The sequence below is a fragment of the Pseudomonas sp. URIL14HWK12:I5 genome (assembly GCF_900176445.1).
Lineage (GTDB): Bacteria > Pseudomonadota > Gammaproteobacteria > Pseudomonadales > Pseudomonadaceae > Aquipseudomonas > Aquipseudomonas monteilii.
Genome location: NZ_FWXQ01000006.1, coordinates 39,305 through 61,733 on the forward strand (window position 1 = coordinate 39,305; position 22,429 = coordinate 61,733).

Annotated in this window: 21 protein-coding genes and 4 pseudogenes; 13 read left to right on the forward strand and 12 right to left on the reverse strand. The window is 61.9% G+C overall.

Annotated elements, in window-relative coordinates; all coding sequences use genetic code 11:
• Positions 1 to 14 precede the first annotated feature (14 nt).
• Entirely contained in the window at positions 15 to 974 is a 960-nt protein-coding gene (locus B9A31_RS14930) for a ribose-phosphate diphosphokinase (RefSeq protein WP_027615190.1), read from the forward strand.
• Between the two features lie 15 nt (positions 975 to 989).
• On the opposite strand, the gene B9A31_RS14935 is transcribed toward B9A31_RS14930, so the two are convergent.
• The 4 genes and pseudogenes from B9A31_RS14935 to B9A31_RS14950 form a co-directional block, all read right to left on the reverse strand.
• Positions 990 to 1,880, reverse strand: a complete 891-nt coding sequence (locus tag B9A31_RS14935) for a universal stress protein (protein WP_027615189.1) — start codon at positions 1,878 to 1,880, stop codon at positions 990 to 992.
• Positions 1,881 to 2,002: 122 nt separating this feature from the next.
• Positions 2,003 to 2,272, reverse strand: a pseudogene (locus tag B9A31_RS14940) (TCP-1/cpn60 chaperonin family protein); the annotation flags it as partial.
• A gap of 110 nt (positions 2,273 to 2,382) precedes the next feature.
• Positions 2,383 to 4,665 carry a heavy metal translocating P-type ATPase gene (locus B9A31_RS14945; RefSeq protein ID WP_027615188.1) on the reverse strand — a complete coding sequence of 761 codons (2,283 nt, stop codon included), beginning with the start codon at positions 4,663 to 4,665 and terminating at the stop codon, positions 2,383 to 2,385.
• A gap of 5 nt (positions 4,666 to 4,670) precedes the next feature.
• Positions 4,671 to 4,925, reverse strand: a complete 255-nt coding sequence (locus B9A31_RS14950) for a hypothetical protein (RefSeq protein WP_024086880.1) — start codon at positions 4,923 to 4,925, stop codon at positions 4,671 to 4,673.
• Between the two features lie 87 nt (positions 4,926 to 5,012).
• Between B9A31_RS14950 and B9A31_RS14955 the strand changes: the two are divergent.
• A pseudogene (locus tag B9A31_RS14955) lies at positions 5,013 to 5,468 on the forward strand (cell division protein FtsH); the annotation flags it as partial.
• Between the two features lie 27 nt (positions 5,469 to 5,495).
• Entirely contained in the window at positions 5,496 to 5,921 is a 426-nt protein-coding gene (locus tag B9A31_RS14960) for a potassium channel family protein (protein ID WP_016714186.1), read from the forward strand.
• A gap of 89 nt (positions 5,922 to 6,010) precedes the next feature.
• Here B9A31_RS14960 and B9A31_RS14965 read toward each other — a convergent pair.
• The 3 genes and pseudogenes from B9A31_RS14965 to fnr form a co-directional block, all read right to left on the reverse strand.
• Positions 6,011 to 6,343 (reverse strand): annotated as a pseudogene (locus tag B9A31_RS14965) (xylulose-5-phosphate phosphoketolase); the annotation flags it as partial.
• A gap of 87 nt (positions 6,344 to 6,430) precedes the next feature.
• Positions 6,431 to 6,991: an Hsp20/alpha crystallin family protein gene (locus B9A31_RS14970; RefSeq protein WP_019098256.1), complete on the reverse strand. Its 561-nt coding sequence runs from the start codon at positions 6,989 to 6,991 to the stop codon at positions 6,431 to 6,433.
• Positions 6,992 to 7,891: 900 nt separating this feature from the next.
• Positions 7,892 to 8,623 (reverse strand): fumarate/nitrate reduction transcriptional regulator Fnr, encoded by a 732-nt coding sequence (gene fnr, locus B9A31_RS14980; RefSeq protein ID WP_033694591.1) that lies wholly within the window; start codon positions 8,621 to 8,623, stop codon positions 7,892 to 7,894.
• A gap of 234 nt (positions 8,624 to 8,857) precedes the next feature.
• Between fnr and B9A31_RS14985 the strand changes: the two genes are divergently transcribed.
• Positions 8,858 to 9,427, forward strand: coding sequence for a GNAT family N-acetyltransferase (locus tag B9A31_RS14985; protein WP_019098253.1), 570 nt, complete (start codon positions 8,858 to 8,860; stop codon positions 9,425 to 9,427).
• A gap of 177 nt (positions 9,428 to 9,604) precedes the next feature.
• On the opposite strand, the gene B9A31_RS14990 is transcribed toward B9A31_RS14985, so the two are convergent.
• Genes B9A31_RS14990 through B9A31_RS15000 form a run of 3 tightly spaced genes read right to left on the reverse strand, consistent with a single transcriptional unit; the run spans position 9,605 to position 12,553 of the window.
• Positions 9,605 to 10,213, reverse strand: coding sequence for a hypothetical protein (locus tag B9A31_RS14990; RefSeq protein WP_084297099.1), 609 nt, complete (start codon positions 10,211 to 10,213; stop codon positions 9,605 to 9,607).
• 55 nt (positions 10,214 to 10,268) lie between these two features.
• A complete protein-coding gene (locus B9A31_RS14995; protein WP_025753070.1) occupies positions 10,269 to 11,636 on the reverse strand; it encodes an MBL fold metallo-hydrolase RNA specificity domain-containing protein in 1,368 nt (455 codons plus the stop codon).
• A 2-nt stretch (positions 11,637 to 11,638) separates the two neighbouring features.
• Positions 11,639 to 12,553 (reverse strand): universal stress protein, encoded by a 915-nt coding sequence (locus tag B9A31_RS15000; RefSeq protein WP_084297100.1) that lies wholly within the window; start codon positions 12,551 to 12,553, stop codon positions 11,639 to 11,641.
• Positions 12,554 to 12,739: 186 nt separating this feature from the next.
• Here B9A31_RS15000 and B9A31_RS15005 point away from each other — a divergent pair, with 186 nt between their 5' ends.
• On the forward strand, positions 12,740 to 13,288 hold the full coding sequence (locus B9A31_RS15005) for a GNAT family N-acetyltransferase (RefSeq protein ID WP_019098250.1): 549 nt from the start codon (positions 12,740 to 12,742) through the stop codon (positions 13,286 to 13,288).
• A 27-nt stretch (positions 13,289 to 13,315) separates the two neighbouring features.
• Here the strand turns inward: B9A31_RS15005 and B9A31_RS15010 are convergent, their stop codons facing one another.
• On the reverse strand, positions 13,316 to 14,242 hold the full coding sequence (locus tag B9A31_RS15010) for a universal stress protein (RefSeq protein ID WP_027615182.1): 927 nt from the start codon (positions 14,240 to 14,242) through the stop codon (positions 13,316 to 13,318).
• A gap of 203 nt (positions 14,243 to 14,445) precedes the next feature.
• Here B9A31_RS15010 and B9A31_RS15015 point away from each other — a divergent pair, with 203 nt between their 5' ends.
• From B9A31_RS15015 to B9A31_RS15030, 4 genes are read left to right on the forward strand one after another with little or no spacing between them, the layout of a single operon-like run.
• On the forward strand, positions 14,446 to 14,637 hold the full coding sequence (locus B9A31_RS15015) for a hypothetical protein (RefSeq protein WP_019098248.1): 192 nt from the start codon (positions 14,446 to 14,448) through the stop codon (positions 14,635 to 14,637).
• A complete protein-coding gene (locus B9A31_RS15020; protein ID WP_025753075.1) occupies positions 14,615 to 14,863 on the forward strand; it encodes a hypothetical protein in 249 nt (82 codons plus the stop codon). Before B9A31_RS15015 ends, B9A31_RS15020 begins: the two co-directional genes overlap by 23 nt.
• A 2-nt stretch (positions 14,864 to 14,865) precedes the next feature.
• Positions 14,866 to 15,687, forward strand: a complete 822-nt coding sequence (locus B9A31_RS15025; RefSeq protein WP_025753077.1) for a helix-turn-helix domain-containing protein — start codon at positions 14,866 to 14,868, stop codon at positions 15,685 to 15,687.
• Positions 15,672 to 16,910: an MgtC/SapB family protein gene (locus tag B9A31_RS15030; RefSeq protein ID WP_025753079.1), complete on the forward strand. Its 1,239-nt coding sequence runs from the start codon at positions 15,672 to 15,674 to the stop codon at positions 16,908 to 16,910. Before B9A31_RS15025 ends, B9A31_RS15030 begins: the two co-directional genes overlap by 16 nt.
• Positions 16,911 to 17,036: 126 nt before the next feature.
• Here the strand turns inward: B9A31_RS15030 and B9A31_RS15035 are convergent, their stop codons facing one another.
• Positions 17,037 to 17,534, reverse strand: a complete 498-nt coding sequence (locus B9A31_RS15035) for a hypothetical protein (protein ID WP_016714200.1) — start codon at positions 17,532 to 17,534, stop codon at positions 17,037 to 17,039.
• Positions 17,535 to 17,865: 331 nt separating this feature from the next.
• Here B9A31_RS15035 and B9A31_RS15040 point away from each other — a divergent pair.
• The 4 genes and pseudogenes from B9A31_RS15040 to B9A31_RS15055 form a co-directional block, all read left to right on the forward strand.
• Positions 17,866 to 18,585 (forward strand): annotated as a pseudogene (locus B9A31_RS15040) (thiamine pyrophosphate-requiring protein); the annotation flags it as partial.
• Positions 18,586 to 18,702: 117 nt separating this feature from the next.
• Positions 18,703 to 19,230 (forward strand): (2Fe-2S)-binding protein, encoded by a 528-nt coding sequence (locus B9A31_RS15045; RefSeq protein ID WP_025753083.1) that lies wholly within the window; start codon positions 18,703 to 18,705, stop codon positions 19,228 to 19,230.
• Complete coding sequence (locus B9A31_RS15050; protein WP_019098243.1) at positions 19,227 to 20,228, forward strand: FAD binding domain-containing protein; 1,002 nt, start codon at positions 19,227 to 19,229, stop codon at positions 20,226 to 20,228. Before B9A31_RS15045 ends, B9A31_RS15050 begins: the two co-directional genes overlap by 4 nt.
• Positions 20,225 to 22,423, forward strand: coding sequence for a xanthine dehydrogenase family protein molybdopterin-binding subunit (locus tag B9A31_RS15055; RefSeq protein ID WP_084297101.1), 2,199 nt, complete (start codon positions 20,225 to 20,227; stop codon positions 22,421 to 22,423). Before B9A31_RS15050 ends, B9A31_RS15055 begins: the two co-directional genes overlap by 4 nt.
• The last annotated feature ends 6 nt before the right edge of the window (positions 22,424 to 22,429 follow it).

Sequence of the window (22,429 nt, forward strand, 5' to 3'; positions counted from 1 at the left end):
CTGGAGCTCAGGGTATGAATGACACAACTCCGTTACTGTTCGCCCTGCGAGGCAGCCAGGCCTATGGGAATGCCGTGGCGCAACGCCTGGGCTGGACACTGTCAGCACATGAAGAGCGCGACTACGAGGACGGAGAACACAAATGCTGGCCTGGCGAATCGGTCGACGGTCGATCGGTCATCGTCTTTCACTCGCTCTATGGCGACGCGCACCACAGCGCACACGACAAGCTGTGCCGGTTGCTGTTCTTCTGTGGTGCGCTCAAGGACGCCGGTGCCAGCCAGGTGACGGCTGTCACGCCTTACCTGTGTTATGGCCGCAAGGACCGCAAGGTGGAGTTTCAGGATGCGACCATCACCCGCCATGTAGCTTGCCTGATGGAAAGCTGCGGCGTCGACCGCGTGGTGGCGCTGGACGTACACAACCCCAGCGCCTTCGACAACGCCTACCGAATCCCGAGCTGGAACCTGCAATGCACCGAGCTATTCGCCCAACACCTAGCCCCCCTGCTCGGTGAGCAGACAGTCACGGTCGTGTCGCCGGATATCGGCGGCATCAAACGCGCCGAGCAGTTTCGCCAGGTTCTGGCGGACCTGCTGGGGCGCCCGGTATGTATGGCCATGATGGAAAAGCATCGCCAGCAGGCGGGCCTGACCGGCGAACATCTGGTGGGCGACGTGGCAGGCAGCACTGTCATCGTGTTCGACGACCTGATCAGCACGGGGCAGACGCTGCTGCGCGCAGCCCAGGCCTGCCGGCAGGCCGGAGCCAGCCGCATGCTGGCCGCTGCCACCCATGGCCTGTTCACCACTGGTGGCGAGCTATTCGACAGCGGTGTATTCGAACGGGTACTGGTGGCCGACAGCATCGCGCCCTTTCGCCTGCCCGTGCGATGCCTGCAGCAGCTGGATATCGTCGATACCAGCGCGCTGGTCGCCGAGTTGCTTGCCAACCGCCGGGGCTGGGGCGCATAACCCCGACGCATGGCCCTACACCGCCAGGATATTGCAGGGTATCTGGTACAACACATGCTCCGTGGTGCTGCCGAACAGTCGGTCCACCCCCCGGGCAAGCGGCCTGCCCATGACGATCACGTCCACCGGGTGGGTTTCGACATACTCACTCAGCACCGCGACCGGGCGGCCCAGCAGGCAGTGCCTGCGTTCGGCCGGCGCACCGTAGCGGTCGGCCAGCGCCTTGAAATCGTCCTCCAGGGCGTGGCGCAAGGACTCGCCGACGTCGCCAATGGCCCAGGCGCCATACCCCATGTCGCCCATGTAGGCCATGGTCAGGTCACAGGCGAACAGCAGGTCCAGTTGCGCGCCAGTCTGCAAGGCCAGCGCATTGGCCTGCTGGATGATGCTGTTATTGCGCGCCTGGCCCTGAGGCGATGGATCGGCCACGTCCACCGCCGCGACGATCTGACGAGGCAAGGCCGGTCTGGCGGCGCCCAACAGGTAGACCGGGATCGGGCAATGGCGCAGCAACTGCCAGTCCAACGGGGTAAAGAAGGCCCGCTTGAGCGCCGGTTCGTGCTCGACCTGCTTGAGCAGTACATCTGGCTGCATCTCCAGGGCGTGTTCGAGAATATCCGCCTGCAGATCGCTGCTCCAGGCGACTTCCGTCGTCACTTGCACACCCGAGGCTCGCAGCACCTTGGTCTGGGCCTCGAGCTGGTCTTGCTGGGATTGCAGGTAAGCCTGCCGCTCGCTCTGAGTGTCACCTGTCTCCAGGAACCTGAGGTTGTCCAGCGACTCCAGCAAACCCACGATGTGCAGGCTGGCCGAACTTGACCTGGCCAGGGCGGCAGCCTGTTCCAAGGCACAGGACTGGCACAATGCCGGGCGCAGGATCAGCAACAGGCGTTGATAGTGGCTCATGGTAGCCTCCGATGATCAGTTCGCCCGATCACTCAGGGATTGGGGGTTGCATCAAAGGTGCTGGCTTTTCCGGGATATCGGTCATGGTTGCCTCGGTCAGCAGCAGGATGCTGGCGACCGAAACTGGTGCCATCACCCACCGCTTCACCAGTGCGCTCGGCCGCCTGGCGCAGCATCTGCGCGCCGAGGTTTTCCTCTGGATCCTGTAGATAGACGCGCTTGGCGATGGTCACGCCATCGTTGCAGACAGTCGGTTTACCCCAACTGCTTTGCATCAGTACCGATTTCGATTTGGGCCCTAGCGTAACGCGCACGGCATCGGCGAGCTGGGTGGCACCACTGAGGATTTTCTCCCGCGCTGCGGAGCGAAACAGGATTTTGCTGTGGGGCATGGTATTGCCTCCCGTTCAGGCCAGGGCAGAAAACAACTGTTGTCAGCATCCCGCCGCACCGTGTTGGGTGCTTGATTTTTATCAATCCTACAGGGCGCTGAACACCGCGCTCAGCGTTGATCCAGGTACCGGTACAGGGCTTCTTCCTGGTCGAAATGCAACTTGGCCAAGGTGTCCAGGCGTATCAGCTGGTGCTGGATTTCATCAGGGCTCGGGCTCGCTGCCGCCCGGCTGAAATCTTGGCTCATGCAAGAAAGAAGATGGATGAGTCGGAAGATTTCCCGGTGGGTATGGCTCATCGCCGACAGTGGATCTTCGCCGGGCATGAAGCGGCTCAGCAGCGGATACAAACGACGCTCGTCATCGTGCTCGTGGCGTTCCAGAAGGTCATGCAGCCCGGTGACCAGTTTGCCCAGGTCGTCCCGCGCCTGCTCGATGGGGCGTTTGGCGAAGTCGCAGGCCATCTGGCTCAGCTCCGTCAGCAACCCGTCCAGTTGCCGATGCTCATCCTGCAACCGATCCAGGTCCTCGACGGCAAGCCCACTGCGACGCCTGGCCGTCAAGGGGCCCAGCGCACGCAAGGCGTTGACGATGATCAACAGGTCGATAGCTTCCTGCAACACCGCCCCCATTAGCGCGGGCAGGTAACCGGCGGCTGCAACCAGCATGGCCAGCAACGACAGGCTCATGCCCACCCATACTCCCTGCCGGGCGATGTACACGGCGTGCCGAGCGATATCCAAGGCATCGACCAATCGATCGAGGCGATCGACCAGCAACACCACACCGGCCGCCTGGGCAGACGCCGTGACGCCAGAAGCGCCCATGGCAACCCCGACATCGGCCGCCGCCAATGCTGGCGCATCGTTGATGCCATCGCCGACCATCAGCGAGGGTGCCATGCGGCAGCCGTCTTGCACCAGGCGAATCTTGTCTTCTGGAGAGAGCCCCGAGCGAAGCTCGTCGATACCCGCCGCCAGCGCAACCATTTCCGCCGTTTCCGGGCGGTCACCGGTGAGCATGACGATCTTTTCGATCCCGCGCGCCCGCAGGCGGCGCAATGTCTGGGGGGTTTCCCGACGCAGGTCATCGGCCAGCCGCAGTACCGCTTTCAACTCACCGTCAACCGCCACGAAACTGCCACTGTTGGCCAGGTAGTCCAGTTGCTGCAAACGCGCCTGTGCCCACCGGCCATCGTCCTTCTCGTTCTGCACGTAGGTCAGGGCGCCCAAGCGTACGGCCTTGCCTTGAACAATCCCGGCAAGCCCCTGGCCGGGGCTTTCCTGCACCTGCTCGGGAGCGGTCAGCGTCAGGTTGCGCAGACGGGCAGCATGAACGATGGCCTGGGCAATCGGGTGGGTGGATGACTGGGCCAACGAAGCGGCCAACTGCAGCATCTGCAAGGGTACGCCTTGCCCCTTCAGTTCGATCGACTGCAACTGGGCATGACCACTGGTCAAGGTACCGGTCTTGTCGAGGAACACCTGGCGGATGCCGGCCAAGGCTTCAAGCACCTCGCCGTCACGCACGAGTATGTTGCGCCGTGCAGCCCTCGAAATACCTGAGATGATGGCAATCGGTACTGCCAGTATCAGCGGGCAAGGCGTGGCGACCACCAGCACGGCAAGCACTCGCTGCACATCGCCACTGGCCCACCACGCCAGCGCAGCAATGAGCAATGTCAGCGGGATCAGCGCCAGCGCATAGCGGTCGGCCAGGCGCATGAAGGGTGCCCGTGACTGACGTGCCGCTTCGGCCAGACGCACGATGCCAGCGTAGGTACTTTGCGCCGCGGTATGCGTGGCCAGCAACAGCAGCGGCGCACCGGAGTTGGTCACCCCACTGGCCACCGGCTCACCGGCATGGCGGGTAACGGGTAACGATTCGCCAGTCAGCGCAGCTTCGTCCAGGGTTGCCTGCTCGGATTGCAACCACCCATCCACCGGCACGATCTCACCCAGGCGCACCAGTACACTCTGCCCAGCGCGGACTTCGTCCACCGGTACCTCACGCAAGCCATCCTGCTCTTGAATCCAGGCCCGCTGAGGGGCCCGGTCGATCAGTGCCCGCAACTCGCGCTCGGCGTGACGCAAACTGAGAGTCTCCAATGCACGGCCCGTGGCAAGCATCAGTGCAACCACTGCGCCTACCAGCATCTGCCCAAGGGCCAGGGCCGCGCCAATCGACATCAGCGCGATCAGGTCAATGCCCGCCTCACGCCTGGCCAGACGCTGGGCCATTTCCCCCGCCAGCACCGCTGCCATGATCGCGTTGCCGGAGGCCCAGATCAGCGCAGCCCAGGTCGGCTGTTGCGCCGCATAGGCCAGCCCTCCGAGCAGCAAGGCCAGAACGCAGACCATCAACAAGCTTGGATCCAGCCATCGCCGTGACATGGCGGTCACTTGCGTTTGGCCTGCTGGAGCAACTGCTGGACCTGTTCCTGTGCCTGGGTCGCTCTGCGCAGCGCCTCGTTGGCGGTCTGCTCGACCAGGTCTATGCGGTAGCACACCTGATCGGCCCGCAACCGGGCGGTAGCCGCATTGTTCTCGGCCGACTCCAGGCGCGCGTCGTATTCTTCAGCGTGCCAAGGGGTACAGCCCGATGCCGATGCCAGCAGCAGGCTGGACAATCCGGCAAGCAGATAGCGTTGCATGTTGGTGCCCTCGCGCATGCTCAAGACACCCCCAGTATCGGCATCGCCGCCCACCGTAGCCTGACATTTATCAATCTCCCTCAGCGTGCCGCGCAAATGCTCCGCGACCGGATTGTCGTACTGATGGCCGGGCGAGCCGCTGAAAGCCTGGTATTCGGTCAGGTGTCCACCGGGGCCGCCGACGATCTGGGGCGCGCCACCGACATTGCTCGCCAGCTGATCACCCGATTCGGCATGAGCACGGAACTGGGCCAGGCAGTGCTGGAGCGGCAGCAGGCCAGTTACCTGGGCGAATCGTTGTTGCGCCAGGATCGCAAGGACTACTCAGAGCAGACTGCACGCGAAATCGACCTGGGTATTCGTGGCCTGGTGGAAGACGCCTACGCCCGTGCCCGGGCCTTGCTCGAGCAACGACGCGCCGACCTGGACACTGGGGCACGCCTGTTGTTGGCCAAGGAAACCATCACCCCGGAAGAATTCCCGGCACTGCTGCCGCAGGCCAAGGAGCCTGCCATCTATAATCTGGTCGATGCGGCCAAATGACACGCCGTTCCAGTCCGAGTAGCGACCATGCTCACCGTCACATTGATCAACATGCTGGTGGTGATCCTAGTGGTGATCATCCACTACGAATGCCTGCTGCGCCTGAACGACTGGCTACCGCGGCTGAAACTGTGGAGCCGATTCCGGATCGTTGCAGGCGTATTCGGCGCGCTGCTGGCCCATGCACTGGAGGTCTGGTGTTTCGCCCTGGTGTATTACCTAATGACTCACGCCGAAGGCTGGGGCTCGCTCAGTGGCAACTTCGACGGCAGCTTCCTGGATTGCGTGTACTTTTCCTTCACCACCTACACCACGATAGGCTTTGGCGACATCGCCCCTACCGGCCATCTCAAGTACCTCACCGGCCTGCAAGCATTGACAGGCCTGGTGCTGATCACCTGGACCGCGTCGTTCCTGTTCCTCGAAATGCAGAAATACTGGAAAGCCAAATAGCGCCTGCTCAGGCGTCTGGGTGCGGCGTCCAGTGCCATTTTGCAACCTCAGGCATGTCTTCGCCATGCTCGATCAGGTACAGCTTTCTGCGCATTGCGTTCTATCGCAGGGTTCAGCTCGGTATAGGTGCCATCCAGATACGCCTGGGCAACCATGGCCGGGCCGCCATGACCAGGGCCGGTGACGAAGAGCATGTTGAGATCGTAATGGCGGATCAGCCGGTTCAGATGGGTGTAGATCAGGTTCAACCCCGGTGATGTGCCCCAGTGCCCCAGCAACCTGGGCTTGATGTCGGCCAACTTCAGCGGGGTGGCCAGCACGGGGTTGCTCTGCAGATAGATCTGGCCAACGGTAAGGTAGTTCGCGGCACGCCAGCAGGCATCCAATCCTTCGAGTTCCTCGGTACCTGGAAAATCGTTCATGATCGCCCCCTCTTGTCGATGGCGCGCCCGCGTATGTGTTCGGATGCGAAGACGGAGCATCCCTGCTCCTGAAATCGGTCGGGTCAATCACTTGCTGCTTTTGATAGGAATCACTTTTTCGGGGTGAATCGCTTCTGCACGCTTGGGCAGATGCACCAGCAGCACGCCCTTCGCGAACTGTGCATTAATCTTTTCCACGTCTACTTCACGGGGTAGCTGGAAGACCCGCTCGAAGCTGCCGTAGTGCCGCTCTGACAGGTGGTACTCCTTGCGCTTTTCGTCAACCGCTTCCTGCTTCTCGCCGCGGATCACAACGTTGCCATTGACCAGCTTGATCTCGATGTCCTTGTCGTCCACACCAGGCAGTTCGGCGCTGATGCGAAACTCATCGGCCAGTTCGCTGATATCCATCGCCGGCATGCCATGGCTGAACAGTTCACGACGCCAGAATGGCTCGACATCGAACGGGGTATGGCTGAACGGCATGCGCAATGGCCGGCGACCGAAATCGTCGAACAGGCTGTCGATCTGACGCCGCAACTGCTGGAATGGGCGCCACAAGTCCGATGTTTCGGTACTTGGCGGCGTAACCTTGGCAGGTTGGGTGGTTGCGGAAGTGACAGGTACTTTCTTCGCTGCTTCGGACATGGCGCCCTCCTCTAATGAGTAATGCCTCCCTGGGAGACGCCTCGATATTGCGCTGGCAGTCAACCTTGCGTTTGACCTTTATCAATCGCCTGGCTGCCACCATCGTTTGTCGATTTGATACTGATCAAAGTCCCGCTCTGGCATGCGGTTAGCCTGAAAACTGCGCGACACAGCCAGACAAGATCGAGGCGACTATGGAGCGGGACGACAGCAGAAGTGTCCGCTTGCTTGAAACCCTACCGGGCCCGGGCATTCAACAGTGCCTGCGCCTTGCACTGTGCAGCGCGCAGTTCAGCGAGGCGATGCCAGGTCAGTATTGCCTGCTGGCCAATCGTACCGAGCGCTGGCCTTGCAGCTACGTCAGCCTGCCCGGGGTGGATGGGCGGTTTCTGGTGACGACCCGTAGCGCACATCCTCTGGGGCAGCCAGGCGAGCTTCTGGGGTATTCAGGCCCTTTGGGTAGTGCCTGGCCAGTGCCCTTGCAGAGCGCACGGCTACTGGCGATCACACGTGGTGAAGGAATATTGGCGTTACTGTGCATGCTGGATGAAATCCGCTGCTGGCTGCCTTGGGTGCAGGTGCGGTTACTGCACGACGGCTTGCCGCTGGAGCGCCTGCCCAACGAATGCCGGGCGTGGCTTCACAAGCAAGCGAAAGCGCCGCGCGACAGCTCCAGCGGATGGCGGCAACTGACACATCAATTGCAAGAGTTCCAGCCAGATACGGTCTATGGTTGCGCGCCGGCTCAGGTGGCCCGGCAGGCGGCGCGCATGTGTTGGCAAAAAGGAGTTTCGCCCCAGCGCATCTGGCTGCGGTCCGATCATATGCCTCGGCCAACCTGGGGGGATCAACTCCCTCTGGATGGGCCGGTCCAACGCTACGACAGGGTTCTGGCTGCGCTCAAGTGGGCTCCTCCAGCCGGCTGAGGTTCAGTAGGCCTTGCAAGTCGACCAATCGAACTTCCCGCCCGACGCACTTCACGAACCCTGCCTGGGTGAAACGGCTGAACAACCGGCTGACGGTTTCCAGGGTAAGGTCCAGGTAGTTGGCGATATCACCTCGGGACATCGGCAGGTTGAAGACGTCTGCGCGCAGACCGCGTTCGTGATAGCGCTCCGACATGCCGAGCAGGAAAATCGAAAGCCGCTGCTCGGCTCGCCCATGGCAGCAACGCAAGTGTTCGTCCTTACTCTGAATCCCCAGGCTCAGCATATGCAACAGCTGGTAGCGCAAGCCAGGGATCTGCCCCGACAGGTCGACGAGCTGATCCAGCCTGATGGAACACACCAGCGAAACCTCCAGCGCCAGTGCATAGCTTCGGTAATGCCAGGCACCGATAGCGTCCAGCCCAAGCATCTCCCCCGGCAGGACGAAGCCGGTAACCCGCTCGTTGCCCCCGGCATCGAGCAGGAAACTCTTGATGGCCCCTGAACGCAGGGCGTACACATGCTCCATGGGCTCATCGGCCTTGAACAGATATTCGCCCTTCTTCAAAGGCCGGTTACGGCGCACGATTCGCTCCAGCTTGTCCACTTCGTCGGTACTAAGGCTGGCGGGTAGGCATAGCCGGCTCAACGAACACGCAAGGCACTTCACATGGGGCCTTGCCCCCATATCCAGAGGGCCTGACATGATCATGCCTCCGCTGTTCTACATGCGGGTATTAATACAAATTAGCGCGTTCACCTGGCCTCTTCTGGCTGTCCGACAAAGGGTTGCGCCAGCCCGGATGATCCGCTGTTGTTCCCCGCCTGACAGATGACAGCGGCCGGCGACCGGGGCAATTGACAACTATCAAGTCCACGAAGGGTCGAGCGTCGAAACTGAACCTCCATTGTTCATTCCCGACCCACGAGGATCATTGCCATGGCTCCTACAGAACCCTCCCGTCAATACACCGCCCCCTCGTTTCCCAAGCCTGCGGGCGAGCATTGGATCGAAGCCCTCGACAATGGCACCCACGTACTGATCAGGCCGCTGCAAGCCAAGGACCGGGAGCGCGAAAGGGCCTTCATCGAACGGCTGTCACCGCAATCGCGGCATTTTCGCTTCCTGTGCCAGATCAAGGAGCCCGGTGAGGCAATGCTCGACCAGTTGATGGCGGTCGACCAGGACCGACAAGCCGCCTATGTCGCCCTCGCCCATGTGGACGGCGAACTGCAGGAGGTGGGCATATCGCGTTATGCCGCCATTGCCGGCAAGGATGAATGCGAATGCGCCGTGACGGTGCTTGACAGCTGGCAGCACCATGGACTGGGCCGCCTGTTGCTCAAGCACCTGACCGATCATGCCCGGGCAAAGGGCATGCGGCAGATGTACTCGATCGACTCAGCCGCCAACCTGGCGATGCGCGACCTGGCCAAGGCGGCAGGATTCACCACCAGCACCGATCCGGATGATCCGGCCCAGGTCATCCATCGCCTCAACCTGACCTGAAGCGCCGTTGCGCCAGTGCCTGGGGCAGCCACCGTGCTGCCCCGTCCGCTTCAAGCCACACAACCTCCGGCCATACCCATCCGCACGAGTTGCCCGCCCCAGATTCCCCCGCCTTCGCTGTGCTGTTCGCCGCGACGGGCGCCGGTCGTTTCAGCTACTGGCAAGCACTACTACCATTCAAGGCACCGTCACCCGGGCCTCTTCAGGCAGCAGGTCGAACTGTTCGAGGCAACGCTGTTCATCGTCTGCCGTCAACGCCTTGTATGCGCTCACTTCCCGCATCGGCGTTTCGAACAAGGCCAGGGGTATCACCCCATTGCGGTCGAGAAACGTTTGCGCCAGGCAGGTACACACCGGCTTGCCGACCAATGCCGTGAGCTTTTCATCCTCAAGGGTGTTCACCCGGGCCTGCAGGCTGTCTGTGCAATTCTCCACGATACGGTCCACCGAGCGCCCCGCCAGCCAAAGCGTGCCGCCAGCGAGCAACGCCAGGAACAGCAACAAGCCCAAAAGCACGTTTGACTCCTGGGTGACCGAGCGCAGGAAAGCAAGCCGAGCCTGCCAGCCCGTGGCGTGGCCATTGAATATGGTCTTGGCTACCGTGCGTTTCACGCCACGCTGCACCACCCAGCCTAACGCCACGCACAAGGCGAGCAAAGCCAGCAGCACAAGTGGATGTTGCATCGGCAGGCGCCAGTTCGGGCTCAACGCCCGGTAGGCAGCGAACACGGCGAGCACCGCGAAGATGGCCACGATCAAACCCAGGCTCCCCCGTGGCCGATGCATCCAGGCCCGGATTTTCGACCTTGCTTGTGTTTCCATGACAACCTCCCGGCCCAGGCTAGCGCACTGGGTCAATGGCAACGGTTTCCTGATACTCGGGCACGTACACCTGCCAACCGAGCTCGATGCTGATCCGCCGCCGCAACGTGTCGGCGGCGTGCGGCTCACCATGGATAACGTAGGTCTGGCGAGGGGGGCGGGCGAATCCGCGCAGCCACTCCATGATCTCGTCGGCATCGGCATGCGCAGACAGGTTCTCCATGGCATGCACCTGGGCCCGGATGGGCACGTCTTCGCCATGCAGGCGGACACTGCGCGCCCCGGCGACGATATCGGCGCCGCGCGTACCACCGGCCTGGAAACCCGAGAACAGGATGCTGTTACGTGGGTTGGGCGCCAGCGCCTTGAGATGGTGCAAAACCCGTCCACCGGTCGCCATGCCACTGGCGGCGATAATGACCGCAGGTTCACGCAACTGATCCAGATGCCGGGATTCATCGACGGTACGGATGATATGCGTGCCCCTGCACATTGCAGCGCATTGCGCTGGCGTCAAGCGATGCTCGCTCCTGAACTGTTGGTACAGGGTGGTTGCGTCGGTAGCCATAGGGCTGTTGAGGTAGACAGGGATGTCGGGTATCAGGCCATCGCGTTTGAGCTTGTACAGGTAGTACATCAGCAACTGGGCACGGCCAACGGCGAACGACGGCACCAAGGTTATGCCATGGCGCAGGAGGGTCTGGTTGATGACCTGGGCCAGGAATTGCTCGGTCGACTCGGTTGGATGCTGGCGATCGCCGTAGGTGGACTCCACCAGCAGCACGTCTGCCGTCCTGATCAGTTCCGGCGCGCGCATGATCGGGTCTTGTGGCCGGCCCAGGTCGCCAGAGAAGACCACGGTCTGGCCGTCTACCTTGATCTGTACCGTCGCGGCGCCGAGTATGTGCCCAGCCGTGCGCAACAGCAGCTCCATCCCCGGCGCAATCACGGTCGGGTGATGCAACTCCACAGGGCGGAACAATGCCAAGGCGCGCTTTGCATCCTGTGCGGTGTAAAGCGGGCGTGCCGGTGAATGCTTGGAATAGCCGTGTCGGTTGGCATGCTCGGCCTGCTCTTCCTGCAGCCGGGCGCTATCGAGCAACAGGATCTCGGCCAAGGCACAGGTGGCCGGCGTAGCGTAGATCGGCCCGGTATAGCCTTCCTTCGCGAGCACCGGAAGATAACCGCTGTGGTCGAGGTGGGCGTGGGTCAGCACCACGGCATCGAGCGCGCGCAGCGCCGCCGATAGCGGTTCCCAGTTGCGCAGGCGCAGTTGCTTGTAGCCTTGGAACAGTCCGCAGTCGATCAGCACGCGGCTGCTGTCGCGGGTCAGCAGGAACTTGCTGCCGGTCACGGTCCCGGTCCCGCCGAGGAAGGTCAGTTGCATGGCTAGGGCTCCAGGGTTTCGGCCGCTTGAGGGTGAACCGCCAGCACGCTGCACGGCGGGCGGCTGACGATGCGTTCGGTGGTGTCGCCGAGCAGTTTTTCCAGGCCCTTTGGCTGCACGACGCCCATGACCACCGCGTCGATATCCAGCACAGCGACCTGCTCGCGAATCACCTGGACCGGGCCTCCTTCCATGAAGTGGCGGCGTTCCGCCGCGACCCCCTCGGCGTCTGCCAGGGTGTCGAACGGCTCCTTCAGGGCACTGCGCATCTCATCGATCCACGCCTGGGTGACGTTCATGTCCGAAGCAAACACGTCCGTAAGGTTGTAGGCCGAGAGCAGGTGCAACTGCGCATCGCATTGCAGTGCAAGCGCCTGCGCGGCGCGGATCAGGCCACGGTTGAAGGACGCCTGGACCTCGGGCGTTTCGCTGAAGGAAGTGTCAACGGCGACCAGCACGCGTTGGGGCAGTGACGCTGCTGCCGCCGGTACGAAGTGCATGATGCCCTTCAAGCCCCGCATCAACGCGCAATCCAGGGGCGTGCTGAACAGGCGCACCATGGTTGGCGTCGCTTCGCTGTCCTTGATGACCATATCAGGCTGCAGTTCGCTGATGTAGTCGATGGCCTGGCTGCGGATGTCCTCTGCCTGCAAGCTGTCAACCGTCAAAGCGATGCCGCTGCCACGGTGACGCTCGACCAACCCAGCCAGCCGCACACGGTAGTGGTCGAACTGACGCTGGATATCGGCCTCGTTCAATCGCTCTTCGCGCAGCAGGTGCTCCTGCGTCGGTTCGAACAAGCCCAGTACATGCACACTGGCACCACTGACATGCGCCAGGGCCAGGGCCCGGCGTAGCGCGGCCGAATGCGGGTCGAGCTCGGTGAGCAGCACCAGCAGTTGTCGATATTGACCCATGGCGAACCTCCGGGCTTGCGCGTCTGGCGTGATGATGTAGGCGATTGTCCGAAAGCAGGCCTGTTCGCGCTTGATACAGATCAGAAAACCACCAGCCGAGCCTGAACTTGACGATTGTCAGAACCGGCGCCGCCCAGCACGGTACAAAAGCTCTGGCAAGCATCGACCAGATAAGCGGGAGGCGACATGAACAGGCAGCAGACTGAAAAGCCAGACGCATGCGAGCATTGGATCGAAAAGCTTTCTGACGGCACTGCTGTGCTGATCCGCCCCCTGCGCGAGGAAGACCGGGAAAGGGACCGCCGTTTTCTCAGCACGATCGCCTTCGAGACCCGGCGTTTCCGCTTCATCGCCGGGCTCAGCGGCGGTGCCCCGAGCCTGGATGCGCAGCATATGCCAGTGGATCATCACCAGCGTGAAGCCTACGTTGCCCTGGTCCATGCAGATGGGCAGTTGCGCCAGATCGGGGTCAGTCGGTATGCCAGTGTTCCCGGCAGCCTCCTGTGCGAATGCGCCGTAGCCGTAAATGAAGAGTGGCAACGCAAGGGGCTGGGCCGGCTGCTGATGCAGCACCTGATCGCAGCCGCAAAGCGCAATGGCTTTCACTTCATGATCTCCAGGGACCTGGCGAACAACTACGCCATGCACCGGCTGACCAAGGCCCTGGGGTGGGCCTCACGCTACGTGGGTGGCGATGTCAGCGAAATCATCCACGAACTCGATCTTCGCACCTGAAAACAAGGCCCTCTCGGGCCTTGTCTCTCAGCCTTGGGAATGCTCTGGTGAAATCACCAGCATGCTGCTGGACAACCGATGCAACACCCGCTCTGCAGTGGTACCGATGAACCAGCCAATGCCGTGATGGTGGTAGCTGCCCATGACCAGTACATCGATATCATTGTTCTCCATGAACAGCGCCAGCACCTTGGCCGGGTCTCCCAGGCGCAGGTGGCGGTGTTCGGGGGCGATACCGTTGCGTTCGGCGAGTACCTGGAAGGCCTCGCTTTGCGCCTCGTGCAGTGTTTGGGCGAGGTTGGAATCGAACAGAAACGAATGCTCGCGGCTGCCGCTTGAGTCCAGGTACATGGACCCTAGATCGTAGGCATATAGCAGTTCGATCTGGGCATTGCACTGTAATGCCAGTTTCAGCGCTTCGCTGATGATCTGGTCGTTGAACCCCTCGAACTGGTCCTCGGGGCGGGACAGGTCCACGGCAGCCAGAATCTTGCGCGGCAGCGCGTGGCTGGCCTGATGCACCAGATGCAGGGGAATGCGGGTTTCGCGCAGCAACTGAATGTCGAGCGAGGTGAACATCGCCCGCACCCACCAGGGTTCATGCTCGAAGGCCTTGATCAGCAGGGCGAATGGCTGCTCGCGCAGATGGACGAGGATCTCGTCCAGCGGATGCTGCACCCATACCACTTCGGTGGTGACCGTGACCCCGTTACGGCGCATCGAAAGCGCTTGGGTTTCCAGCCATGCACGGTGTTGCTGAACATAACCTTCACGCATCACAGCCAGTGCCTGGTCATTGACCAGGCCCGCCGTGGCAAGGCCTTCGAGATAGTCGAAAGCAACGATATGCAGGGCCATGCCCTTGGCCTTGGCCAGCGCAGCCGCACGGTCGTAGACCGGGGTGCGCCGCATCAGGGGCGAGGCGATCAGCAGAAGTCTTTGCGGGTTGTCCATGGCACACCTCAGCGGTTGGTGAGTGTTGCTGGATCATCCATCACCCGCACCTGGCGGATTTGATGTTTATCAACTGAATTACTGGGCGGACAGACGGCAACGCCGACTGCGCGGAAATTTGATGCTGGTCAAAGCTTCTGGCCGTTAACGGCGCAATCTGACCCCACACCAACAACAATCATCGAATGCCCCGGAGGCGTGTCATGGCGCACATGAAAACCATCGAAGTTGCCCATGAGACATTCGCCAACCAGCGCGATGGCGTGATGAAAATGGCCATCACGCCCTACCCCCCCCTGTTGCCGGCAGGGATGCCTTCGTTACGCATGGATTTGCAGTTGGTTTGCGCATGCATGCTCTTTGGAGGCTTTCATGAACATCTACGTCGAAAATAATCCTGAACAGGATCGCTGGTGGGTCCGCATGGACGACTGCCGGGTGAGCTTCAATACGCCCAACGAAGCGCAAGCTTTCGTCGATCGGTTGAATGCGCGCCTCAACGCGCCCCATTCACGGGACATGCTCGCCGACTGGTCACCACGCCCAGATATGGGCAACGTTGGCAAAGCCAATGCACGGATGGCTGCCCAGGCAGGTCTACGATGCGCGAAGGAGGCCTGAAAATGACTGGTCTACTGAAAGTGACCTTGCTCGACCAACCTGCAGCGTCGAGCCCGGCAACCCCGATTCATCTCAAACCGCTAGCAACCCTGTGCACAGAGTGCCGTGTCAGCGGGCTGTGCTTGCCCACCGGTCTGCCCGTGTATGACAACAGTTGCCTGGGTGCACTGATCGGACCACGCATGCGCATTCGCAAAGGCGCCGCGCTGTTCAACGCCAACGATCCGCTGACGACGCTTTATGCCGTGCGCTGTGGCAGCTTCAAGACCAGCCTGAACAGCGCCGAAGGCCAGGGCGTGGTGATCAACTTCTGGATGGCGGGCGATGTGCTTGGGCTCGACGCCATCGCAACCGAGCATCACGTATGCGACGCCATTGCTCTGGAAGACAGCGAAGTTTGCCCTGTCCCCTATCGCCGGTTGCAGGCACTGGCACGCGACTTTCCCGTCCTGCAGCAAAGCCTGAACCGTTTGATGAGCCGAGAAATCGTACGCGAGCATGAGCGGGTGCTGATGCTGTGCAACCTTACCGCCGAACAGCGCCTGGCCAGCTTCCTGGTGGGGTTGTCACGGCGCTTCGTCAGCCGGGGCTATTCTGCCCACGGCTTCATGCTGCGCATGTCCCGGGAGGACATGGCTTCGTACCTGGGACTTCGTCTTGAGACCGTGTGTCGTTCGGTCGCCCGCTTGCGTGCGCTAAGCATCGTCAGTATGCGTGGCAGGCTTGTCGAGATACTCGATCTGCCAGCCTTGATAGCCCTCGAGCAAGGCGGCGCGGAAGTCGCGCCCAAGGACACTCCGAAGGCGCCATGCTCGACACGATGAATGTCAGCCACGGCGCTGTGGCGCTAGGCGTCGGCATGCTGGTGGGGCTTGAGCGCGAGCGCAAGAAAGGCCGCAATGAAGACCATGCCGCCGCCGGCCTGAGGACGTTCGCCATCACCGCCCTGCTGGGCTACGTCAGCATGTTGCTGGCCGGACCGGTGCTGGTCGGGGTCGCCAGCATTGGCCTGGTGCTGATGCTGTGCATGCATTACCGCAAACATGCCGACAAAGACCCCGAAGTCACCAGCGAAATCGCCCTGCTACTGGTGCTGACGCTGGGCGCGCTGAGCTTGAGCGAACCCGAACTTGCTACGGCGGTAGGCGTGGTGCTGACCGTGCTGCTGGCACTGCAGCGTGAATTACATCATTTCGTGCTGCAACAACTAAGCGAAGAAGAAGTGCGCGATGGTTTGATGCTGTTGACGATAGCACTGGTGGTACTGCCATTGACACCGAACCGTTTCCTGGGACCTTACGGTGTGGTAAACCCTCGCACGATCTGTACCTTGGCGGTCTTGCTGATGACCGTTGGGGCATTAGGCCATATTGCCATGCGCCTGATGGGCCCGCGTTATGGCTTGCCGATGAGCGCAATCGCGTCAGGCTTTGCCTCAAGCTCTGCCACTATCGCTCTGTTGGCACACGAGGCTCGACGGCAGCAGGCGGCTGCCAGATCCTTCGCCTCGGCAGCGGTGCTGTCCAACCTCGCCAGCATCACGCAATTCGCCCTGGTGCTGGCTATCGTCGACCGACGCCTGCTGAAACCATTCGTACCATCGATCGGGCTCGGCGCCTTGATCACCGTGGTTTATGGTGTATTACTGCTGGCACCCTGGCGTGCCACCTCCGGAGGCTCGCCAGCACATCGGGGTGACGGGGCCTTCAGCCTCTGGACAGCTCTAATCATTACCGTCGCCCTGACCTGCATCGCCTTGTTCTCGGCATTTCTTCTTCAGCATCTTGGCCACAATGGCGTGAATATAGCGGCCTTCGTCAGCGGTATGGGCGATGCTCATGCAGCAATTGCCTCGGTGGCCTCACTGGTCATTGTCGGCAGGCTAAGTGTGGAGAGTCTGGTAATACCAGGCTTGCTGGCGTTGTCCGGAAACACGTTGACCAAATGTATATTGGCCCTGACCAACGGCGGCTTCAGTTTTGCGCGATACCTTGTTCCCGGCCAACTGATCATCCTCGGAGCAATGTGGCTGGGGCTTGTGATTTGAGGTTGTATCAGCAGGCCCTCTACCAATGACATTATTGCCTAACAACATAATCATCATATTGAGAGGCCTTGCCAGGAACGCTTGCGCTCCGCAGGGCAAGGCCGGAACCGGAACCGCGGCGGATGATTATTGGGCTGGCTTCGGGGCTGGCGGCTCCATGGAGCGCTGCATGGGCATGTCTTTCATGTTGGATGGCGAACTCATCATGCCGGCCTGCTGATCCAACATTTTCATCATCATTTCCATCATCTTTGGGTCCATCATCTTCATGTGCATACCCATGCCCTTTCCGGCACAACCGTTTTGCATCATGCCCAGTCCATCCTTCATCGCCTGCATGCCGTCATGCATGGCCGCCTGGCGCTCCTCCGGGGTCTTGGCGGCAGCAATCCTGTCGTGAATGGCCTGCATCCTTTGTACCTGTTCGGCCATGACCTTTTCCTGGCCCTGGGCTGACGCCGACTGGCTTTGGGCGCCCGCCGGAGCCTGATCGGGGTGGTGTTCATCGACAGCCACGGCAAGAAGCGGGCTGCCGATCAGCAGTGCGGCGACAAGCGTTCTGGTAGTGATGTACATGGCGATCTCCAGATGTTTAAACGGGTGTGCATGCTCCTCCAGACTCATAGCGACATCCTTATGGGCTACTGCGGAGTCATGCACTGGGTAGAACAGCCATGACCTGCCGCACCCCCGAAGACCAGCACCAATAGCACCAGGGTAATGTGTAGCAACCTGCTTTGATGGTTTTAGAGCCAGATCATCTGCACAACCCGTGGCGAAACTAAGCTGGACACTAGCACTGGCAGCTTTGCCACACTTGATCAGGATCAAAAAGCCGAGTAGTGAACGTCCGGGCTCTGTATGAAACTCGTATAGATACGTGCTTGAGCAAGGCCCCGTCAGGCCGGAACTTAGCATTTGACGAAATGAGTCTGACGTAGACATTCTGGCCTGAGCAGCCTTCATGGCCAGCGCCCATGCCAAGTTCACCGGCGAGCTCGGTGTGTGCATGGCCACATCCGGCCCGGGCGGCATTAGGTGGGCACTACCAGCAGGAGCTGGACCTGCTGTCGATGTTCAAGGACGTTGCCGGTGCGTTCGTTCAGCAGGCATCGACCCCCGAGCAGGTGCGCCACCTGCTCGACCGTGCGGTGCGTACGGCCGTCGGCGAACGCCGCGTCACCGCTGTCATCCTGCCCAACGACCTGCAGGACTTCCCCTACAACGAACCGCCGAGGTGCTCAATGCCGGGCACAAGGTGGCGATACTGGTGGGTGCCGGCGCACTGCAGGCGACAGAGCAGGTCGTTGCAATTGCCGAAACACTCGGCGCCGGGGTGGCCAAAGCGCTACTGGGCAAGGCTGTGCTGCCGGACGACCTCCCATGGGTCACCGGGTCGATCGGCCTCCCCGGCACCGAACCCAGTTATCAGCTGATGAGCGACTGCGACACCTTGCTGATGATCGGCTCCGGCTTTCCCTATTCCGAGTTTTCGCCGAGGGAAGGCCAGGCGCGAGGCGTGCAGATCGACCTGCAACCCGACATGCTCAGCCTGCGCTACCCGATGGAGGTCAACCTGGTCGGCGACGCCAGCGAAACATTGCGCGCACTGTTGCCGTTGCTTGAGCACAAGACTGACCTGCGCTGGCGCGACAAGGTAGAAACCTGGCGCGCGCTGGTCAAGCAAGAAGTGATCGGCACCCCGGCGATCCGGCTGAACGTTTGATCTGCCGGCCCGGTCGCACAAAAGAGACGCAGCAAAGTGCGCGAACCCTGACCGTGAGGACCTACCATGACCGCGATCGCTTCAAACGGGGCTGCGGAGCACCCCATCTGTCTGACCCTTAATGGTCAGCCCCGAACACTGCAGGTGCATCCTTGGGTCACCTTGCTCGACCTGCTGCGTGAGCAATTGGACCTGATCGGCACCAAGAAAGGCTGCGACCATGGCCAATGCGGCGCCTGCACGGTGCTGCGCGATGGAAAGCGCGTCAATGCCTGCCTGACCTTGGCCATCATGTGCGACGGGGCCGACCTGGTGACCATCGAAGGGCTGGCCAGTGGCGACGACCTGCACCCCATGCAGCGCGCCTTCATCACCCACGATGCATTCCAGTGCGGTTACTGCACCCCAGGGCAGATCTGCTCTGCGGTCGGGCTGGTTCACGAGGGACGTGCCGACACCCGCGAGGCCATTCGCGAGCAGATGAGCGGCAATCTTTGCCGCTGCGGTGCCTACGGCAACATCGTCGCAGCCGTGGAAGAAGCCTTACCGTCGATGACGAATGGGGCCAAGGCACAACGAGGGCAGCACCCATGACGCCCTTCAGCTACCACAAGCCCGCCTCAGTCAGCGAAGCGGTGAACCTGGCTGACGCCTGCTCGCACTTCATCGCCGGGGGCACCAACCTGGTCGACCTGATGAAGGAAAACGTGGTTCGCCCCGCGCGCCTGATCGACATCTCCGGCCTTGGGCTGAACGGTATTCACGCCACCCCTGGCGGCGGCGTACTGATCGGTGCAAGGGTGAGCAATGCCGACCTGGCATGGCACCCGCTGATCGAGCGGCATTATCCACTGTTGTCAGACGCGGTCCTGGCGGGAGCATCGCCGCAGTTGAGGAACATGGCCAGCACCGGTGGCAACTTGCTACAACGTACCCGCTGCTACTACTTCTACGACACCGGCACCCCCTGCAACAAACGTGAACCTGGCAGCGGATGCCCTGCGCGTACAGGCATGAACCGCATCCATGCCATTCTCGGTGCCAGCGATGCCTGTGTCGCGACCCATCCCTCGGACATGTGCGTGGCATTGGCTGCGCTCGAAGCCGTGGTGCACGTACAGGGGCCGTCCGGTGAACGGCAGATACCCTTCGCGGATTTCCATCGCCTGCCCGCAGACACCCCCGAGCGCGACAATAACCTGGCATTCGATGAGCTCGTGACAGGCATCGAGCTGCCACCCCCGGTGTTCGAACACCATTACCGTTACCTGAAAATACGCGACCGCGCCTCCTACGCGTTCGCGCTGGTGTCAGTCGCTGCAGCCTTGACCTTCGATGGCGAAGTGATCCAGCAGGCGCGCCTGGCGCTGGGCGGCGTTGCCCACAAACCCTGGCGGGACCCGGTTGTGGAGCGCCTGCTGGCCGGCCAGGTGCCTTCAAAAGCGCTCTTCAACCGCGCCGCGCAAACGTTGCTGCAAGGTGCACAACCCCTGAGCCACAACGGTTTCAAGGTGACGCTCGCTCAGCGAGCAATCGTGCGGGCATTGGATGACGCGGCGCGCGGCGCCGCTAACGGGGGGGCACGACCATGATCACAAGCACACCCGTAGTCGGCACGCCCCTGGACCGCGTGGACGGTGTGGCGAAGGTCACCGGGCAGGCCCGCTATGCGGGCGAATACCCCGAGACGGGCCTGCTGCACGGCAGCGTCGTGTCCAGTACCATCGCGCGCGGTCGGGTTCTCGAAATCGACAGCTCGCTGGCCATGCGCGTGCCCGGGGTTATCGCCGTGCTCGACCATGGCCATCGTCCGCCTATCTCCAGTTATGACGACGACTACAGCGATGCCGACCCTGCCGAGGGCTCGCCGTTTCGGCCCTTGTTCAATGATCGAGTGCTCTACAGCGGGCAACCGTTGGCGCTGGTGATCGCCGAAACCCTCGAACTGGCCCGCTATGCAGGCTCGCTGATCAAAATCGACTATGCCCAGGAGGCTCACCAGACAGATCTGGGCGCATGCCATCAATCGCATGCGGCACCCGCCGAAACACCGGCGCCGCGTGGCGACTTCGCCGGGCAGTTTGCCGGGGCGCCTCTGCAGGTGGATGCCACCTACCTGACGGCCAACGAACACCACAACCCAATGGAGCCCCATGCCTCGACCGTGCACTACAAGGCCGACGGCACTCTGGAAATCCACGACAAGACCCAAGGTACGCAGAACTGCCAGGACTACCTGCACAAGGTGTTCGGCCTGCCCAAGGCAAACATTCGTGTGCGCGCGGCGTTCGTCGGCGGCGCCTTCGGCTCGGGCTTGCGCCCGCAGTACCAGTTGCCGCTGGCAGTGATGGCGGCGTTGCACCTGAAGCGCTCGGTGCGCGTCACCCTGACCCGCCAGCAGATGTTCACCTTTGGCTACCGGCCCCGCACCGAGCAACGCATGCGCCTGGGTGCAGACGCAAACGGGCGCTTGCTGGCGATCGCTCATGATGCGCTTGGCCAGACCTCCCGCTTCGAGGACTTCACCGAACACCTGGTCGAATGGAGCGGCATGCTTTACCAGTGCGATAACGTTGCGCTCAGTTACCGCCTGGCCTCGCTCGATGTGTACACCCCGCTGGACATGCGGGCACCTGGGGCCGCGTCCGGGATGATTGCGCTGGAGTGCGCCATGGATGAGCTCGCCTGTGCAGCCCGGGTTGACCCGCTTGACCTGCGCCGGCGTAATTTCACCGACAACAATGCCAACGAAGGCAAGCCCTACTCCAGCAAGGAATTGCTGGCGTGCTATCAGCACGGTGCCGAACGCTTTGGCTGGCATGGTCGCAATCCGCAACCGCGCAGCATGCGCAGTGGCAACCAGTTAGTCGGCTGGGGGATGGCTGGCGGCGTCTGGGAAGCCATGCAGATGAAGGCCAGTGCCAAGGCGCGCATCGATGCCCGGGGCCACCTTACCGTCAGCAGTGCCACCACCGATATCGGGACAGGCACCTATACCGTCATGACTCAGATCGCCGCCGACGCTGCCGGCGCGAGGGTGCAGGACGTCACCTTCATGCTGGGTGACTCCTCACTGCCCACCGCACCGCTTCAGGGCGGCTCGTTCACGGTGTCTTCGGTGGGCTCGGCCGTGCGCCAGGCCTGCCATGTTCTGCGCACCAAGGTGCTGGACCATGCGCGCAACATGTACCCCCAAGTGGCCAGCACACCCCGGCAGCAGTTCGTTTTCGCCGATGGCTATTTGCACGCGGGCAGTCATCGCCTGGCCATGGCAGACATCGTCGCCAGCGCCCCCGACGGTGCGTTCGAAGTGCAGATCAACGCAGAGCCCGGCGCCAGGCGCCAACCGTTCTCCACCGCCACCCATTCGGCGGTATTCGTGGAAGTCCACGTCGACGAGGACCTTGGCACGATCAAGGTAGCCCGAGTGGTCAGCGCTGTAGCGGCAGGCCGTGTGATAAACCCCAAAACCGCACGCAGCCAGATCCTGGGGGGCGTGGTCTGGGGGGTGGGCATGGCCCTGCACGAAGCAGCGTTGACCGACCACCGGTTGGGCCGCATCGTCAATCACAACCTGGCGGAGTACCACATCCCGGTCAATGCAGACTGCGGGGATATCGAAGTGATCTTCGTTGAAGAGCACGATGACATTGTCAACGAACTGGGGTCCAAAGGCGTGGGCGAAATCGGCGTCGTCGGGGTGGCCGCTGCGGTGGCCAACGCGGTCTACCATGCCACAGGCAAACGGGTGAGGGAATTCCCGATCACGCTCGACAAAGTGATGTGATACGGC

Coding starts and splice junctions, on each gene's coding strand:
- B9A31_RS14930 (WP_027615190.1), top strand. CDS start 15: ATGAATGACACAACTCCGTTACTGTTCGCCCTGCGAGGCAGCCAGGCC.
- B9A31_RS14935 (WP_027615189.1), bottom strand. CDS start 1,880: ATGAGCCACTATCAACGCCTGTTGCTGATCCTGCGCCCGGCATTGTGC.
- B9A31_RS14945 (WP_027615188.1), bottom strand. CDS start 4,665: ATGTCACGGCGATGGCTGGATCCAAGCTTGTTGATGGTCTGCGTTCTG.
- B9A31_RS14950 (WP_024086880.1), bottom strand. CDS start 4,925: ATGCAACGCTATCTGCTTGCCGGATTGTCCAGCCTGCTGCTGGCATCG.
- B9A31_RS14960 (WP_016714186.1), top strand. CDS start 5,496: ATGCTCACCGTCACATTGATCAACATGCTGGTGGTGATCCTAGTGGTG.
- B9A31_RS14970 (WP_019098256.1), bottom strand. CDS start 6,991: ATGTCCGAAGCAGCGAAGAAAGTACCTGTCACTTCCGCAACCACCCAA.
- fnr (WP_033694591.1), bottom strand. CDS start 8,623: ATGTCAGGCCCTCTGGATATGGGGGCAAGGCCCCATGTGAAGTGCCTT.
- B9A31_RS14985 (WP_019098253.1), top strand. CDS start 8,858: ATGGCTCCTACAGAACCCTCCCGTCAATACACCGCCCCCTCGTTTCCC.
- B9A31_RS14990 (WP_084297099.1), bottom strand. CDS start 10,213: ATGCATCGGCCACGGGGGAGCCTGGGTTTGATCGTGGCCATCTTCGCG.
- B9A31_RS14995 (WP_025753070.1), bottom strand. CDS start 11,636: ATGCAACTGACCTTCCTCGGCGGGACCGGGACCGTGACCGGCAGCAAG.
- B9A31_RS15000 (WP_084297100.1), bottom strand. CDS start 12,553: ATGGGTCAATATCGACAACTGCTGGTGCTGCTCACCGAGCTCGACCCG.
- B9A31_RS15005 (WP_019098250.1), top strand. CDS start 12,740: ATGAACAGGCAGCAGACTGAAAAGCCAGACGCATGCGAGCATTGGATC.
- B9A31_RS15010 (WP_027615182.1), bottom strand. CDS start 14,242: ATGGACAACCCGCAAAGACTTCTGCTGATCGCCTCGCCCCTGATGCGG.
- B9A31_RS15015 (WP_019098248.1), top strand. CDS start 14,446: ATGGCGCACATGAAAACCATCGAAGTTGCCCATGAGACATTCGCCAAC.
- B9A31_RS15020 (WP_025753075.1), top strand. CDS start 14,615: ATGAACATCTACGTCGAAAATAATCCTGAACAGGATCGCTGGTGGGTC.
- B9A31_RS15025 (WP_025753077.1), top strand. CDS start 14,866: ATGACTGGTCTACTGAAAGTGACCTTGCTCGACCAACCTGCAGCGTCG.
- B9A31_RS15030 (WP_025753079.1), top strand. CDS start 15,672: ATGCTCGACACGATGAATGTCAGCCACGGCGCTGTGGCGCTAGGCGTC.
- B9A31_RS15035 (WP_016714200.1), bottom strand. CDS start 17,534: ATGAGTCTGGAGGAGCATGCACACCCGTTTAAACATCTGGAGATCGCC.
- B9A31_RS15045 (WP_025753083.1), top strand. CDS start 18,703: ATGACCGCGATCGCTTCAAACGGGGCTGCGGAGCACCCCATCTGTCTG.
- B9A31_RS15050 (WP_019098243.1), top strand. CDS start 19,227: ATGACGCCCTTCAGCTACCACAAGCCCGCCTCAGTCAGCGAAGCGGTG.
- B9A31_RS15055 (WP_084297101.1), top strand. CDS start 20,225: ATGATCACAAGCACACCCGTAGTCGGCACGCCCCTGGACCGCGTGGAC.